This window comes from Gordonia asplenii, assembly GCF_012933505.1.
GTDB lineage: Bacteria > Actinomycetota > Actinomycetes > Mycobacteriales > Mycobacteriaceae > Gordonia > Gordonia asplenii.
Genome location: NZ_JABBNB010000006.1, coordinates 21,890 through 36,701, shown reverse-complemented (window position 1 = coordinate 36,701; position 14,812 = coordinate 21,890). Strand labels below are relative to the sequence as shown.

13 protein-coding genes are annotated in these 14,812 nt (G+C 66.8%); 5 read left to right on the top strand and 8 right to left on the bottom strand.

The annotated features are described in order from the left end of the window. Positions 1-146: 146 nt before the first annotated feature. A complete protein-coding gene (locus tag HH308_RS07250; protein ID WP_170193521.1) occupies positions 147-845 on the top strand; it encodes a M24 family metallopeptidase in 699 nt (232 codons plus the stop codon). Positions 846-1,002: 157 nt separating this feature from the next. Here the strand turns inward: HH308_RS07250 and HH308_RS07245 are convergent, their stop codons facing one another. Then, positions 1,003-2,037, bottom strand: a complete 1,035-nt coding sequence (locus HH308_RS07245; protein ID WP_170193520.1) for an Rv2578c family radical SAM protein — start codon at positions 2,035-2,037, stop codon at positions 1,003-1,005. A gap of 70 nt (positions 2,038-2,107) precedes the next feature. Here HH308_RS07245 and HH308_RS07240 point away from each other — a divergent pair, with 70 nt between their 5' ends. Next, positions 2,108-3,538 (top strand): serine/threonine-protein kinase, encoded by a 1,431-nt coding sequence (locus HH308_RS07240; RefSeq protein WP_170193519.1) that lies wholly within the window; start codon positions 2,108-2,110, stop codon positions 3,536-3,538. Between the two features lie 98 nt (positions 3,539-3,636). On the opposite strand, the gene HH308_RS07235 is transcribed toward HH308_RS07240, so the two are convergent. Both HH308_RS07235 and HH308_RS07230 read right to left on the bottom strand, forming a co-directional pair. Next, complete coding sequence (locus HH308_RS07235; protein ID WP_170193518.1) at positions 3,637-4,323, bottom strand: LuxR C-terminal-related transcriptional regulator; 687 nt, start codon at positions 4,321-4,323, stop codon at positions 3,637-3,639. Positions 4,324-4,330: 7 nt separating this feature from the next. After that, positions 4,331-5,590: an ATP-binding protein gene (locus HH308_RS07230; RefSeq protein WP_211188284.1), complete on the bottom strand. Its 1,260-nt coding sequence runs from the start codon at positions 5,588-5,590 to the stop codon at positions 4,331-4,333. Between the two features lie 148 nt (positions 5,591-5,738). On the opposite strand from HH308_RS07230, the gene HH308_RS07225 reads away from it, so the two are divergent. Then, on the top strand, positions 5,739-7,175 hold the full coding sequence (locus HH308_RS07225; RefSeq protein WP_170193517.1) for a PspC domain-containing protein: 1,437 nt from the start codon (positions 5,739-5,741) through the stop codon (positions 7,173-7,175). After that, positions 7,168-7,359 (top strand): hypothetical protein, encoded by a 192-nt coding sequence (locus HH308_RS07220; RefSeq protein ID WP_170193516.1) that lies wholly within the window; start codon positions 7,168-7,170, stop codon positions 7,357-7,359. Before HH308_RS07225 ends, HH308_RS07220 begins: the two co-directional genes overlap by 8 nt. Positions 7,360-7,449: 90 nt before the next feature. Here the strand turns inward: HH308_RS07220 and HH308_RS07215 are convergent, their stop codons facing one another. From HH308_RS07215 to guaB, 5 genes are all read right to left on the bottom strand, one after another. Beyond that, entirely contained in the window at positions 7,450-7,635 is a 186-nt protein-coding gene (locus tag HH308_RS07215; RefSeq protein ID WP_170193515.1) for a hypothetical protein, read from the bottom strand. Between the two features lie 194 nt (positions 7,636-7,829). Beyond that, positions 7,830-9,419 carry a glutamine-hydrolyzing GMP synthase gene (guaA, locus tag HH308_RS07210; RefSeq protein WP_170193514.1) on the bottom strand — a complete coding sequence of 530 codons (1,590 nt, stop codon included), beginning with the start codon at positions 9,417-9,419 and terminating at the stop codon, positions 7,830-7,832. 117 nt (positions 9,420-9,536) lie between these two features. Next, complete coding sequence (locus HH308_RS07205; RefSeq protein ID WP_170193513.1) at positions 9,537-11,318, bottom strand: GMC family oxidoreductase N-terminal domain-containing protein; 1,782 nt, start codon at positions 11,316-11,318, stop codon at positions 9,537-9,539. A 77-nt stretch (positions 11,319-11,395) separates the two neighbouring features. After that, the gene (locus HH308_RS07200) at positions 11,396-12,547 is read right to left on the bottom strand and encodes a GuaB3 family IMP dehydrogenase-related protein (RefSeq protein ID WP_170193512.1); all 1,152 of its coding nucleotides are present in this window, start codon (positions 12,545-12,547) and stop codon (positions 11,396-11,398) included. Positions 12,548-12,598: 51 nt separating this feature from the next. Continuing rightward, positions 12,599-14,110, bottom strand: coding sequence for an IMP dehydrogenase (gene guaB, locus HH308_RS07195; RefSeq protein ID WP_170193511.1), 1,512 nt, complete (start codon positions 14,108-14,110; stop codon positions 12,599-12,601). 245 nt (positions 14,111-14,355) lie between these two features. On the opposite strand from guaB, the gene HH308_RS07190 reads away from it, so the two are divergent. After that, on the top strand, positions 14,356-14,730 hold the full coding sequence (locus HH308_RS07190) for a DUF5319 domain-containing protein (RefSeq protein ID WP_170193510.1): 375 nt from the start codon (positions 14,356-14,358) through the stop codon (positions 14,728-14,730). Positions 14,731-14,812: the final 82 nt, after the last annotated feature.

Here is a 14,812-nt window from a genome sequence, read left to right as displayed (position 1 = left end):
TTTTGTTCGATACAGGCAAGCCTAGAACCGGGGTATGACAACGTCAACAGACCTGCTCAGGGAGGTGCGAAGGCGACGATCCGAACACGACGAGGCAAGACGGCACACCCCTGACGGTTGTCACCCCGGCATGCGACGATGCACGTATGCCCACATCGCTCCCCGAATCCGAACGCATCGCCAACCTGCTCGATGCACAGGCAAAAGCCGAACAGCTCTTCGACGCAGTGCTCGCGCGCAACATGATTCGCGCCGACGTCGGCGAGCGCGCCCTGTCCGACGAGATCCGCGACCTCGCCAACGAGATGTTCGGCGTCACCCGCCACTGGCACAAACGCATCGTGCGGGCAGGAGAGAACACTTTGGAGACCGCGCGCGACAATCCGCCGGACCGCGTCATCGCCGACGACGACATCCTCTTCCTCGACTTCGGCCCGATCTTCGAGGAGTGGGAGGCCGACTTCGGCCGGACCTACGTCCTCGGCGACGACCCCGTCAAACACGCCATCCGCACCGATCTCCCCCGCATCTTCGACGCCGGGCGCGACTACTTCCGCACTCACCCCGACATCACCGGCGAACAGCTCTTCAACCACGTCGTCGAACTCAGCACCGACGCCGGCTGGACATTCGGTGGAGTGATCGCCGGTCACCTGGTCGGCGAATTCCCGCACGAGAAGATCAAGGGCCAGGAGATCGACGGCTACGTGGCCCCGGGCTCGACGCTGCCGATGCGCCGCACCGACACCAACGGACGGATCTGCCACTGGATCTTGGAGGTGCACCTGGTGGATCCGACGGGCAGTTTCGGCGGATTCTACGAGGAGTTGCTGGATCTGGGGTGAGGCGCCGGACGATCGTAACCTCTTCCCGCTGCGGTCGTTACGTCCGCGGGAACGGGAGCCGGACGAGGTGCTAGCCGAGGCCGTGTCAACCAACGGAGAGGGCCCGCCATCGGTGGATCCAGGTTCAGCCGCGACAATCCACCAGGTGCTGCAATACTCAGAACAACGTCAACGCGCCGGCCAGCTCCGGCTCAGCGACTACCGGACGCGCCGGGGCTTCCCGCTCGCGGGCAGCCCCGGCCAGTCCGTGCTTGGCGACCAACGGGCCCATCCGTTCGCGCAGCCATCGCGAGTACTCGGCGTTGACATACGCGCCGCGGCCGTAGAGGCTGCGGTAACGCTTGAGCAGGGCGGGATGCTCTTCGGCGACCCAGGACAGGAACCAGTCCTTGGTGGCGCCGCGCAGATGCATCGGGAAGGCGGTGACGCCGGCGGCTCCGGCGTCGGCGAGCTCGCCGAGCAGCGAATCCAGCACGGCGACACCGTCGGTCAGGTACGGAATCACCGGCGCGACCATGATGTGCGGGGCGAACCCGGCGTCGGCGACGGCGCGGATCAAGTCGAGCCGTGCGGCGGCGCTCGGGGTGCCCGGCTCGATTCGCTTCTGTAGCGCGCGCGACGCCTCGTCGGCGGCGGTGAACGCGAGAGAGATCGAAATATCAACGGGCACTTCACCTGCCGCCTGGCGAAGCAGCGGAAGATCGCGGCGCAACAGCGTTCCCTTGGTCAGGATCGACATCGGTGTGTACGCCTGCGTCAACGCCCCGATGACGCCGGGCATCAGCCGGTAGCGTCCTTCGGCCCGCTGATACGGGTCGGTGTTGGTACCCAGCGCGACGACGTCGCGATGCCAGGAGCGGCGTCGAAGCTCTTTGCGCAACACGGCCGCCGCATTGAGCTTCACCACGACTTGCGAGTCGAAGTCGGCGCCGGCGTCGAGCTCCAGATACTCGTGTGTCGGCCGCGCGAAGCAGTACCGGCAGGCATGGGTGCAGCCGCGAAAAGTATTGACGGTGAATCGGAATGGCAGCGTCGAGTTCTCCGGCACCTTGTTCAGGATGCTTTTACACAGCACCTCGTGGAAGGTGACACCCTCGAATTCCGGCGTCTGCACCGAGCGCACCAGCCCCGCTCGATCCAATCCCGGTAGAGCACCATCGGATGCTTCGACCATTTGTTCGGACCATCGCACCCATGTATGCGAACACACGTTCGACACGCTTGTCAATAACTAGCCACGCTCACCCGCTATCATCAGGCGTATGCCGCCAACCGCCCATCGCCCCGCACCAGGCCCGGACTACCTGGTCGCCGGGCGTTATCGCCTCCGATCACGCATCGGCGGCGGCGGCATGGGCACGGTGTGGCTGGCCAAAGATCAGCTCCTCGATCGTGAAGTCGCCGTCAAACAGGTCATCTCGACCGAGGGAATGAGCGACGAAACCGCCGAGAACATGCGCCAGCGAGCGATGCGGGAGGGACGGATCGCGGCGAAACTGGCTCACCGCAATGCGATCGCCATGCACGACGTCGCGCTCGACGGCGGCGCCCCCTGGCTGGTCATGGAGTATCTGCCCTCGCGCAGCGTCGCCCAGATCCTGCACACCGTCGGGACGCTCGACGTGGTGCAGGCCGCACAGATCGGCGCGCAGGTCGCCGACGCCATGGCCGACGCCCACGAGTCGGGCATCGTGCACCGCGACATCAAACCCGGCAACATCCTGATCTCCAGCTCCCCACGCAGTGCCGGTTTGGTGAAGATCACCGACTTCGGCATCTCCCGCGCCAAAGACGACGTCAATCTCACCCAGACCGGAATGATCACCGGCACCCCAGCCTACTTCGCCCCCGAGGTGGCTCGCGGCGCCGACCCCACCGAGGCGTCGGACGTGTACTCGCTAGGCGCGACGGTGTACACGATGGTCGAAGGCCAGCCGCCGTTCGGCGTCGACGACAACGCATTGGTGTTGCTGCACAAGGTTGCTCGGGCGCAGATCAACCCGATGAGCAAGGCGGGCGCACTCGAGAAAGTGCTGCTGCACCTCCTCGAACCCAGTCCGGCGAACCGCCCGACGATGGCGCAGGCACGCGACGAGTTGGCCGCCGTCGCCGCCGGCACCCACGCCACCACCGAGCAGATCCTGACGCGCCCGCTGTCGAAGGCCGACGGCGGAGTTCCGTTGTGGGCGTTGCGAACTCCCCCACCGCCGAGGTCGGGGACCACGGGCAACTACCCGCCGGCGCGCTCCGGTTCGACCGGAAACTATCCCCCGGTGCGAGGGCCGTCGAACCGCACGATGCCGCCCACACCTCCGCTGCCGTCGAACCCCAGCTACGCACCCACGGTCACGCCCCAGCCGTATTCCGCCGGTTCGCAGTCGTATTCGGGGAAGTCCTACGGCGGGCAGTCGTACGGCTCGTCGGTCGGCGGACAATCGATGGGCGGACAATCGATGGGCGGACAATCGGTCGGCGGTCCGTCAGTAGGCGGTCAATCGCTGCCGGGGCAATCGCTGCCGGGCCAGACCTACGGTCAACAGTCGAGGCCGCCGTACCCGTACACGCCGCCGACCGCGTATCACCAGCCGTCGCCGTCGAAGCAGACGTCGCCGACTGCACTGGCCCTCACGGTGCTGCTGTTCTTCGCGGTGCTGGCGGCGATCGCCGTACTCGTCGTGGTGCTGGTGCGGTAGGACGGGCTCTGTCGATCAACCCAACATGAATCGCTCAACCCGAACGGATTATCCGTTCGGGTTGAGCGATTCGTGTTGGGTTAAGCCAGGCAGGCCCCCTACCCGATATGCCGCGTCGCGGCCCACCTCGTCAGTGCGTTCCGGTTGGACTGCTGCGTCTTACGCAACACGTTAGAGGCATGTGTCTCAACGGTTTTGATCGAGATGAACAGCTCTTCGGCAATCTCCCGGTAGGTGTAGCCACGCGCCAACAGCCGCAGGACCTCCAGTTCGCGGCGAGTCAGTGAGTCCAGTTCCGGGTCCAGCGGCGGCTCACCGACGGCGGACTTACCGGTGAAGGAGTCGAGCACGAAGCCCGCCAGGCGCGGACTGAACACGGCGTCACCCTCGGCGACGCGGCGCACGGCGTCGGCGAGCCCACGTCCGTCGATGGTTTTGGTGACGTACCCGCGCGCACCGGCGCGGATGGTCGCAATGACGTCTTCGGCGGCATCGGAGACGGACAACGCGAGGAACACCGGCGCGTCGCTGCCGAGCCGGTCGGTGACGCCGCGCAGCACCGACACTCCCCCGCCGTCGGGCATGTGGACGTCGAGCAGCACGACGTCGGGGCGAGTGGCGAGGATGCCCGCCACCGACTGCGCGACGGTCCCGGCCTCGCCGACGACGAGAAGCCCTGGCTCACCGGACAATTCGGCGCGGACGCCGGAGCGGAACACGCCGTGGTCGTCGACGAGGAACACCCGGTATCCGTTGTCGCCCGGCGTGTGCGATTCCTGTGTCACGTGAAAGTCATCCTCGCTCAGTCGATTTCAGTTGGTCGGGGCTCTTGTCAGGATTCTTCTCAGTGCCGTGGCGGCCACCGTTCTTCTCCGCCCGATCGCCGTCGGCGCAGCGGGGCATCCGCAGTCCGACGTTGGTACCGCGGTCGGGCGACGACGTGATGCTCACGGTACCGCCCGCACGGTCGATGCGGCCGCGGATCGATCCGGCGATGCCCTGGCGGTCGTCGGCGACCGCGTCGACGTCGAAACCCGAACCCCGGTCGCGCACAAAGACTTCCACCTGGTGGTCTTCGATCTCGCAGTACATGTCGACCTTGCGTTGCCCGGAATGCTTGGCCGCGTTGACCAAAGCCTCCCGACTGGCGGCGACGAGCGCGTCCCAGCGTCGGTCGCCGGAGGGGTCGAGATCGCCGACGCTGACCACTTCGACGTCGACGTCGTAGGTGTCCTCGACCTCTGCGGCAACGGATTTCAGCGCACCGGACAGCGAATCGCCACGGCCGCGGGTGTCGCCGAACAACCAGCCGCGCAGCTCGCGTTCCTGGCGTCGGGCGAGGCGGGCGACCTCGTCGGGACGGTCGGAGCGCTTCTGGATGAGGGCCAGGGTCTGCAGCACCGAATCATGCAGGTGCGAGGCGATCTCCTCACGCTCGGCGATGCGAATGGCCGCGGCGCGTTCCTCGTTGAGCGCGCGCCACAGCCGCATCCACAGCGGAACCGTGAGCAGCACGACGCCGATCAGCGTGGCGAGGACCGCGACCAGCGTCGTGTTGAGTCCGCCGAACGAGGTGTCACCCGCCCACACGACGACGGCCAGCCCGCCGATGACCAGTACCGCGCCACCGATCAGTCGCGTCCAGGTGAGCAGCGGGCTGCGCGGCGTCGACCGGGATTTGTCGAACTCGCGCCATACCAAGCTGGCGCCGATGGCGACGACCACCAGTGGAACAAGTTGTGCCGCAGGCGTTCCCGACGCGACGAAGCCCACCAGGAAGGCCGCGACCAATCCCAGAACCGCCAGTCCGTAGGCCTGTTGGCGTTCGCGGTGCGACGGCGGCGTCGTATCGTCGCCCTGCGGGCAGAAGAACCATAGCGCGGCGTATGCGATGACGCCCGCGCCTGCCAGGGCGGCGAGGACCACAAAGACGACCCGCACTCGAAACGCGTCGACGTCGAAGTAGTCGGCGATGCCGCCCGCCACTCCCGCGACCACGCGGCCACCGTCGCGCCGATGCACCTTGGGCGGTGGCGGCTGTACGGGCAGCATGGGCACGGATCGACTCACACTATCGATACTGGCACGTATCGGCCCCCGAGCCCATCGGGGAAGACACCTGTCGGCGTGGTCTGATCTCAGGGAAAGTCAGGGTGATACCCGATTGGTCCAGGTGGATCGTCGCAGCAGGATTGCTGTCATGGATACCAAGCTCCTAGAAGGTATGTGGACGACGCGGCCCATCCGCCCACAGACCGGTCGCACCATCTCTGGCGTGTGTGTGGGCATCGGCAACCGGTATCGCGTCGATCCGACGCTGGTAAAGGTTGCATTCGTGGTCGCTGCGATGTTCGGCGGCAGCGGCATCCTCGTCTACATCGCGGCGATCCTCGTGCTGCCGACAGAGCGCCGACTGTCGAGTTCGGCGGCGCAGATCGCGGTCGCGCAGTGGTATGCGACCCATCCGCATCTCAGCTACGACCAGTGGCGACGCAGTCACGCCGACCTCGGTCTGCCCGCGCTGGACGGCCTGGCGCGACATGGTCTTCGACGTCCCCATGTGATCGGGCTGATCATCCTGGCAGTCATCGTGGTGAGTTCGATGGGGCCGGATTCGACGTGGAGTTCGAGCGGACTCGTCGGCGTCGCGTTGCTGGCCATCGGCTGGTGGCTGTTGCATCGGCGCACCCCGATTCCGCCGCCGGGAACCAGCGTCGACACATATCGACAGGTTCTGGCTCAGGCGATGGCATCGCCGACTCCTGTCGTGCCGGGCTCGGCGATGCCGTATTCACCGGAGCGTCCCGTCGCCACTCCCGGGTCCGAATCCGCCAGTCCCGCTGGTGCTTCCACACATTCGACCGGCGGCGCAGCGGTCGACGTCGGCAAGTCCGGCGTCGACATGACGAAGTCGGGAGTCCCGGCCGCGGCGTCGACGACGGATCTCCCGCCGCTCGCACCCGAGCCGCTCCCGCCGGCCTGGGATCCGCTGGGCACCGCGAAGTTCGCGTGGGATCTGCCCGAGCCGAAGCCGCGCGCCGAGGTTGCCCTCCGCGACAAGAGTCGGTCGCCGATGACGCTGGTGACGGTCGGGATCGCGGTACTGGTTGCGACGAGTGCAAGTGCGGCGGCGCTCGCCGGCGTCGGCTGGTTCACTCCGGCGCGGATCGTCGCGTTGGGGTTGGCGGTGCTGGGCGTCGGGCTGGTTGCCGGCGGGTTGAGGAAGACCACCGGCAAGCACGCACCCGGCCTGGTTCCGCTGGCGATGATCTCGATCGCCGCCGTGATCGCGCTCAGTTCGGCGTCGAACTTCTCGCTGCCGTCGGGCGGCGTCGGCGACCGTGTGTGGACGCCGACGTCGGAGTCGGATCTGCAGGCGCTCTACACGCTCGGCATGGGCTCGCAGACGCTCGACCTGCGGTCGGTGAAGCTGACGGCGGCCCGCACAGTGGAGGTCCGCAACGGCGTGGGTGAAGTGGTGATTCGGGTGCCGTCGTCGATGGCCGTCGACTCACGGTGCACCGCCGACGTCGGGAGCGTGCAGTGTCCGGGCGGACACAGCGGACCGTCGGGCTCGCCGGTCCTTACGGTGACCGCACACACGAACGTGGGACAAGTGAGGATGAGCCGTGAATGAGACTGAGAAGGCGCGCCGTGCGCCCGTGCTGGTCATCATCGGAGTGATCGCCCTGCTGGTGTCGGCGTGGGGGCTGGCCGGCGGAGGGGCGCTGCCCGACGGCGTGAGCCGGCTGTGGGTGTTGGTCGGCGTGGCCGTGGTCGTCGGAATCGGGATGGTCGTGCTGGGGGCGAAGTCGGGGTAGGTCGCGGTCCCCGCTCCCCGAGTGCCGAAGCGAGCTCGCGAGCTTCGGTGTATCGAGGGGCCGCAAGTCAAACTCGAAACCCGACCACGGTCATCCCAGCCCGGCGAACAGCTGCTCAACCGTCGACAGCGGCTCCGCCTTGCGCGGGCAGTGCGACGCCGCGCCCTGCCGCCACGGAGCGATTCGGTCGCCGCAGCACCGAGATGACCGCGCGGCGGTTCCATGCAGGCGTGCACGCCAGCGGCACCGGGCTGAGCAGAAGTGCTGTTCGGTCATGACGGGCCACCTTTCGTTCATCGCCGAGAATCGGTGTGATGAGCTAAGTGTGGACCCTGGGTACGACATCGAACGGCCGCGATCGGCTGGGTGAATGAGGGGAGAAGTCCCCATGGCGAGCGAACCTTTGCGACGTTTCTGCGAAACGTCAGCGGCGTGTCGCCGCACGAACGGCACAAAAGTCGGACCCCGACTCACTCCCACTCAATAGTTCCCGGCGGCTTGCTCGTCACGTCTAGGACTACGCGGTTCACGTCAGGAACCTCATTGGTGATCCGCGTGGAGATCCGTTCCAGCGTCTCGTAGGGCACGCGGGTCCAGTCGGCGGTCATCGCATCCTCCGACGACACCGGCCGCAGCACGATCGGGTGGCCGTAGGTGCGGCCGTCGCCCTGCACTCCGACACTGCGCACGTCGGCGAGCAACACCACCGGGCACTGCCAGATCTGGCCGTCGAGGCCCGCCGCGGTGAGTTCCTCGCGGGCGATCAAATCGGCCTTGCGCAGCAGTGCGAGCCGGTCCGCGGTCACCTCGCCGACGATGCGGATCGCCAGCCCCGGACCCGGGAACGGTTGGCGCCCAACGATTTCCTCCGGCAGGCCGAGCTCACGCCCGACGGCGCGCACCTCATCCTTGAACAGCAGCCGCAGCGGCTCGACAAGACTGAACTCCAGGTCGTCGGGCAGGCCGCCGACATTGTGATGACTCTTGATGTTCGCCGTCCCCGACCCTCCGCCGGATTCGACGACGTCGGGGTACAGGGTGCCCTGGACCAGGAAGTCGACCTTCTTGCCCTCGCCGCCGGCGTCGAGCAGCACGTCGCTGACCGCGCCCTCGAACGACCGGATGAATTCGCGGCCGATGATCTTGCGCTTCTCCTCGGGATCGCTCACCCCGGACAGTTCAGTGAGGAACTTCTCCTCGGCGTCGACGGTGACCAGGCGCGCGCCCGTCGATCCGACGAAGTCGTGCTGCACCTGCTCACGCTCCCCCGCCCGCAGCAGGCCGTGGTCGACGAAGACACAGGTCAGTCGGTCACCGATGGCACGCTGCACCAGCGCCGCGGCAACCGCGGAGTCGACGCCGCCGGACAGACCACAGATAGCCAGGCCGTCACCGATCTGATCCGACACGGCGTCGATCAGGGCGTCGGCGATGTTCGCCGGGGTCCAACTGGGCTCCAGCCCGGCGACCTCGTAGAGGAACCTAGTCAGAACTTCCTGACCGTGTGGGCTGTGCAGCACCTCCGGGTGGTATTGCACACCGGCCATCCGCCGGTCGACGTTCTCGAACGACGCCACCGGCGCACCCGGCGTCGACGCCGTGACGGTGAAGCCGTCGGGGGCGGACTGCACGGCGTCGTTGTGGCTCATCCACACCGGCTGGGCGTCCGGCAGGCCCTGGTGCAGGACGCCAGAACCGTTGGGCGTCAACATCGTTCGACCGAACTCGCGGCCGCCGGTATTGGCGACGGTCCCGCCCAGCGCCTGCGCCATCGCCTGGAATCCGTAGCAGATGCCGAAGACGGGGATGTCGAGGTCGAGGAGTTCGCTGTTGAAGACCGCGGCGTCCTCGGCGAACACCGACGCTGGGCCGCCGGAGAGCACCAGCGCGACGGGATTCTTCGCGCGGAATTCCTCGATGGGGGCGTCATGTGCGATGACCTCGGAGAAGATCCGAGCCTCGCGGACCCGTCGGGCGATGAGCTGCGCGTACTGCGCGCCGAAGTCGACGACGAGGACTGGACGGGGGGCACCGGCGAAGTCAGCGGAAGTGTCGGTCACCCGGTCAAGTCTACTGAGGTTGCCTATTTCACCTTTCAGCGGACCAACCCCATCGGACACCTCGCCCCGTAGACCACAGCGTCATGCCGGCCGAATACCGTCGAAACCAACCTCGACCTACCCCGCGTTGCTCTGAATCTCGGTATTCGACGCCGCTTCACGCACGGTGGTCTTCGACGGAACGGTCGGGATGGGCAGGATGAGCGCGCCGGGTGCGTCGGCCGGGACGACCGGCGAATTGGGCTCGACCGGCGTGATCCGCTGGTAGCCGGCGCCCTGCGCGGGGCGGGTGTCGAGTTCGCCCTTGTTCGGCCACATCGACGCCGCACGCTCGGCCTGCGCGCAGATCGACAACGACGGGTTCACGCCCAGGTTCGCCGTGATCGAGGCGCCGTCGACGACGTAGAGCGTCGGGTAGTTCCACACCCGGTGGTACGGGTCGATGACGCCGGCCGCCGGGTCGTCGGAGATCACGCATCCGCCCAGGTAGTGCGCGGTCAGCGGAATGTTGAAGACGTCGCCCCAGGTGCCGCCGGCAAGCCCGCCGTCGAGCTTGTCGGCGATACGCCGGGTGGCCTCGTTGCCCGCCGGAATCCACGTCGGGTTGGGTTCACCGTGGCCTTGTCGGGAGGTGACGTATTTGAACGGGCCACGCTTGCGGACGAACGTGGTGAGGGAGTTGTTGGTGGACTGCATCACCAACGCGATCACCGTGCGTTCACTCCACTTGCGCACCAGGATCAGCCGGACCAGCAAGAATGGATTGCGGATGATCTGCTTGAGCAGTTGTCCGAGGCGATTGAACCGCGAGCCGCCGTCGGTGAGCGCGGTCTGCAGATACGCCATCGCGTTGGACCCCTTGCCATAGCGGACCGGCTCGATGTGCGTATTGGCTTCGGGATGGAACGACGACGTGATCGCGACGCCGTGGGAGAAGTCGCGAGCGGGGTCTGCCTTGGCCGCCATCGCACCGAGGATCGACTCCGAGTTGGTTCGCGTCAGCACGCCCATGGCGTCGGAGATGTTCGGCAGCGTCGACCCCTTGGCCGCGTGCATCAGCTTCTGCGTGTTGAACGTACCGGCCGCCATGACGACATGGTCGGCGGTGAAGGTCTGCGAACGCCTGCCGAGCGGGCCCCAGGCCGACGACCCTTCGGTCTCCACTTCCCAACTGCCACTTGATGATTGGCGAATCTCGGTGACCGTCGTGCGGGCGTGGACCGTTGCCCCCTTCGACTCGGCGAGGCCGAGATAGTTCTTCAGCAGGGTGTTCTTGGCGCCGACCCGGCAGCCGGTCATGCACGAACCGCACTCGGTGCAGGCGGTCCGCGTGGGGCCGGCCCCGCCGAAGTACGGGTCGGGGACGGTCTCGCCGGGTGCGCCCTGCCCGCCGGTCTTCTCGCCGAAGAACACACCGACCGGCGTCGACACGAAGGTGTCGCCCGCGCCCATCTCGTCAGCGACCTCTTTCATCACGCGATCGGATTCGGTGAAGGTCGGATTGGTGACCACGCCGAGCATGCGCCGCGCCTGGTCGTAGTACGGAGACAGCTCGTCTTCCCAGTCGGTGATGTGATTCCACTGCGGGTCGGTGAAGAACGGCGTCGGCGGCTTGTACAGCGTGTTGGCGTAGTTCAACGAGCCACCGCCGACCCCGGCACCCGCCAGAATCATGACGTCTTTGAGCAGGTGGATGCGCTGAATGCCCATCAGTCCGAGCTTCGGCGCCCACACGAACTTACGGACCCGCCAGGAGGTCTTGGCGAATTGGTCGTCCTCGAAGCGGCGGCCCGCTTCGATCACACCGACCCTGTACCCCTTCTCGACGAGGCGCAGCGCGGTGACGCTGCCACCGAAACCCGAGCCGATGATAAGCACGTCATAGTGGCTGTTCGACATGCGGACATCGTACTTACCGCCGAGTAGGAAAGTAAGGAAGGTCACCCTAAGTCGACAATGGATGTTGTCGAGGTCGCCTAGGCCCGGACGTTCAGCCCGACCTTCTGGAATTCCTTGAGGTCGGAGTAGCCGGCCTTGGCCATCGACCGGCGCAGGGCGCCGACGATGTTCAATTCACCGTAAGGGTCGTCGGACGGGCCGTTGAGGATCTTGTCGAGACTCGGACGGTCCTCGCCGGCCTCGATCTCCAGCAGCGCTCCGCGCGGCGTCGACGGATGTGCGGCCGCCGCCGACCAGTACCAACCACGTCCCGGCGCATTGCACGCCGCTGCGAACGGAGTCCCGAGCACCGCGGCGTCGGCACCGCAGGCGATCGTCTTGGCGAGGTCACCGGAGGTGTGGATGTCGCCGTCGGCGATCACGTGCACGTACCGGCCACCGGTCTCGTCGAGGTATTCCCGGCGGGCCGCCGCGGCGTCGGCGATAGCGGTCGCCATCGCGACGCCGATACCGAGGACCTCATTCGTCGACGTCGCGCCCGCGGCCGAACCGTATCCGACGATCACCCCGGCCGCGCCGGTGCGCATGAGGTGCAGCGCGGTGCGGTGATCGTGGACGCCGCCGGCGATGACGGGGACGTCGAGGTCGGCGATGAAAGTCTTCAGGTTCAGCGGTGCGCGACTCTCGGAGTCGTCGGCGCTGACGTGTTCGGCGGAGATGATCGTGCCGTGCACGACGAGCAGTTCGACCCCGGCGGCCAGCAGCGCGGGAGTGAGTTGCTGCGCGTTCTGCGGGCTGACGCGCACCGACGTCGTGACACCGGCGTCGCGTACCTGCGCCACCGCCTCGCCGAGCAGTTCGGGGTTCAGCGGCGCGGCGTGCAGCTGCTGGAGATACCGCACCGCGACACGCGGGTCCGGATCGTTCTCGGCGATGTCGGCGAGTGCGGCCAGTTTGTCCGCGACGTCGCTGTGGCGAGCCCACAGACCTTCGCCGTTGAGCACCCCGAGCGCGCCGAGCCTACCCAGCTCGATCGCGGTCTCCGGGGACACCAACGCATCGGTGGGATGCGACAGAATCGGCGACGAGAACCGGTAGGCATCGATCTGCCAGGCCGTCGACACATCCTTGCTGGACCGCGTCCGGCGGGACGGAACTATCGAGATGTCGTCCAGTTCGAAGGTACGGCGGGCTGTTCGTCCCATACCGATGTCGACGAGGTCACGCACCTTTGCGCCTTTCGTTGAAACTGCCAGTGCACCAACGGAGAAGGATACCCGCTAGCGCGTGTAGTAGTTCGGCGCCTCCGCGGTGAGGGTGATGTCGTGCGGGTGTGACTCCTTGAGTCCGGCCGCGGTGATCTGCACGAACCGCGCCTGCTGCAAGTCGGCGATCGACGACGAACCGGTGTATCCCATCGCGGCACGCAGACCGCCGACGAGCTGGTGAACCACCTGTGACAACGGGCCGCGGAACGGCACCCGACCTTCGATGCCTTCGGGGACGAGCTTCTCCTCCTTGAGGACGTCATCCTGGAAGTAGCGGTCCTTCGAGTACGACTTCGCCTGGCCACGGCCCTGCATGGCGCCCAGCGAGCCCATGCCGCGGTAGCTCTTGAACTGTTTGCCGTTGACGAAGATGAGCTCACCCGGCGACTCGGCGGTGCCGGCGAGCAGCGAGCCGAGCATCGCGGTCGACGCGCCGGCGGCCAGCGCCTTGGCGATGTCGCCCGAGTACTGCAGGCCACCGTCGGCGATGACGGGAACGTCGGCCTTCTGGCAGACCGCGACCGCTTCGAGGATCGCGGTGATCTGTGGGGCACCGACGCCCGCGACGACGCGCGTGGTGCAGATCGAACCGGGACCCACGCCGACCTTCACGGCGTCGGCGCCGGCGTCGATGAGGGCCTGCGCCGCTTCGCGGGTGGCGACGTTGCCGCCGACGATGTCGATCCGGTCGCCGACCTCCTTCTTGAGTCGCGCGACCATCTCCAGCACGAGGCGGTTGTGGGCGTGCGCGGTGTCGACGATGATGACGTCGGCTCCGGCGTCGGCGAGGGCCATCGCACGGTTCCACTGTTCACCGCCGGTGCCGACCGCGGCACCGACGAGCAGCCGGCCGTCGGCGTCCTTGGTAGCCAGCGGGTGCTGTTCGGTCTTGACGAAGTCCTTGACGGTGATCAGCCCGGTGAGGGCGCCGTTGCCGTCGACGATCGGGAGCTTCTCGATCTTGTTGCGACGCAACAGTCCGAGCGCGGCCTCCGCGGAGACGCCTTCCTGAGCGGTGATCAGCGGCGCCTTGGTCATCACATCGGAGACGGGCCGATCGGTGTCGACCTCGAAGCGCATGTCGCGGTTGGTGATGATGCCGACCAGGCAGTTCGCGTCGTCGACGACGGGCAGTCCGGAGATGCGGTAGCGCGCGCACATCGCGTCGACCTCGGCGAGGGTGTGCGAGGGCGAACAGGTGACGGGATCGGTGACCATTCCGGCCTCCGAACGCTTGACCGTCTCCACCTGACCGGCCTGATCTTCGATCGACAGGTTGCGGTGCAGAACCCCCATACCACCGGCGCGGGCCATCGCGATCGCCATCCGCGACTCGGTGACGGTGTCCATCGCCGACGACACCAGCGGCACCCGCAGGCTGATGTTGCGCGTCACCTTCGACGAGGTGTCGACCTCGCTTGGGATCACATCCGACGCCGACGGCAGCAACAGCACGTCGTCGAAGGTCAGGCCGAGCATCGCAACCTTGCCGGGATCGTCGCCACCCGTGCGTACGTTCGTCATCTGATCATCCTATCGAGTTGCCGGTGGCGGAGAAGAATCGCATGGCCGGTCGGCGATGCCGCGGGTCAGCCGCCGATATGCCACCTACCAGTGCAATCAACAACACATAGCCGGTTGCGCATGTTCCCGGCTGTGGCCTATCACGCACTGCGAACGGCCGCCGACTGTGTTAACGGGGAGAGAATTACGCACTCCGCGAACTCGCGGAGGCAGGAATCCAGGCGTTCATCGGTTACCGTGGTTATGTGCGCGATCATTTCCCTCCCGGCCTTCCGCCGGATCCGTTTGCCGACGACCCGAGCGACCCGGCGATGGCGCTCGACTCCGTCGAACCGGGAATACCGCTCGACGCCAATGAACGGATCGCCGTCGAAGAAGATCTCGCCGATCTCGCCGTCTATGAAGCACTGCTGGCCCAGCGGGGTATCCGCGGACTCGTCGTCGTCTGCGAAGACTGCCACGAAGACCACTACCACGACTGGGACATGCTGCGCGCCAACCTTCTTCAGCTGCTCGTCGACGGAACGGTGCGGCCGCACGAACCCGCCGTCGACCCGCGTCCCGAGGCGTACGTCACGTGGGACTACTGCCGGGGATATGCGGACGCCAAAGGCGTCTAGACAAGCTCCACCGCACTCGCGCTCGAAACGACGAGGGCCCGCTCACCGCACAGTGAGCGGGCCCTCGTCGGATGAGTCGGCT